Here is a 1,512-nt window from a genome sequence, read left to right as displayed (position 1 = left end):
TACTGTCCCACTCCTGGTGGCAGTCACTGTCCCTGAGATCAGGCATGACCCCGTGGCTCCATTGCTGTAGTCCACTGCCGGCACGCCAGGTATCGCCGTACAGCTTACAGACAGGTTACCGGGAGCATTGGTAAAGCTTGCAGCAGCAGAAGGACTAACAGTAATAACTCTCGATGATGTTATTGTTCTGTTACATGGATCAGTAAATGTCCAGGTTTCAGTAATGGTACCTCCACAAAATCCAGGAGCTGCTGTTTGGGTAGAAATTACGGATCCATTGATTAAACAATTTCCTGTTCCATTGTTTGTATAAGACAACGCACTAACTGCAGGAATACTTCCGCATGCAACAGTGATAGGCGCAGGAGTCGATATAAATGCCGCAGCAGGTGGAGGCGTTACAGTTACAACAATATTGCATGTACTGTTGCAGCCATTCCTTGTAATTTGATCGGTTAAAGTATAGGTTGCATTAGCGCAAACCACTCCCGCAACTACCGTTACACTTGCACCATTAGCCGCTCCGCTTATTGTTCCGCTACCGGTTATTGTCCATGAATGGGTTTCTGCACCAGCGGCCGGAGTTATTGTGGAAGTATAGGTGTTAGTTGAACCGGAACAAACACTTGCCGAACCGGAAATAGAACAACTGGGTATTGGATTAACCGTAACAACTGCAGTGCCGCTGCCGGCAGCCGTACAATTCAGATCAGTTACAGATACTATTGAATAAGTTGTTGTACTAACAGGTGAAACCGTGAAAGTATAGGGCGATGTTGTAATACCATTGATGATTGTATTTGTTGTTCCGTTGGAATAAGTAATGGACCAGGGCGCAGTGCCGGTTAAATTAACTGAAAGAGTTGCACTGTTGCCGCTACAAATTGTAGTTGATCCGCTAAGTACAGCTGTAGGAGCTGCATTGACAGTTACTGTGCCGGAAGCTGCCAAAGATGGACACCTGGGATTTCCTGATGTAGGAGTAATAACTACTGAATAGGTCCCTGCAACCGTAGCAACAAAACTTTGAACATTTGATCCCTGGGGAGTGGCACCTGCAGGAACTGTCCATGTATAATCATAATTAATAGGATTACCAGAACCAGGTGTGGCTGTTAATGTTACACCTGGACCGTTTGAACATCTGATCCCTGAATTCAATGTTACAGTTGGAATGGGTAATGCAGTTAAGGATGTAGAAAAAGATTGGGTACAACCGGTTGTTTTATTGGTCAAAATCACACTGTAGTTTCCGGCTACACTGGTGGTAAAAGAATTTACATTACCCGGGTTAGTGCCTCCCGGTATTGTCCAGGCATAATTAAAATCAGTGATCGCACCATTTGTTGGTGTAACTGTTATGGTTGCTGGCAATGCGCTTGCACACAAAGTTTGTGCAGCAGTTATTGTAGCCGTTGGAATAGGGTTTACAGTTGCCACGACTGGTGCACGCGGACCTTCACAATTATTTACCGTACAAGAAACATAATAGGTGGTAGTTGAAGAAATGTT

General features: G+C 44.9%; 1 protein-coding gene. It reads right to left on the bottom strand.

Translation table 11 applies throughout. The annotated features are described in order from the left end of the window. The coding region (locus BP74_RS21620; RefSeq protein WP_496377646.1) for a hypothetical protein at positions 1–1,512 on the bottom strand (1,512 nt) is incomplete at both ends.

Source organism: Flavisolibacter ginsengiterrae DSM 18136 (genome assembly GCF_059568575.1).
Note: the sequence above shows the minus strand (reverse complement) of the source record. Positions and strands in the feature narration are given on the sequence as shown.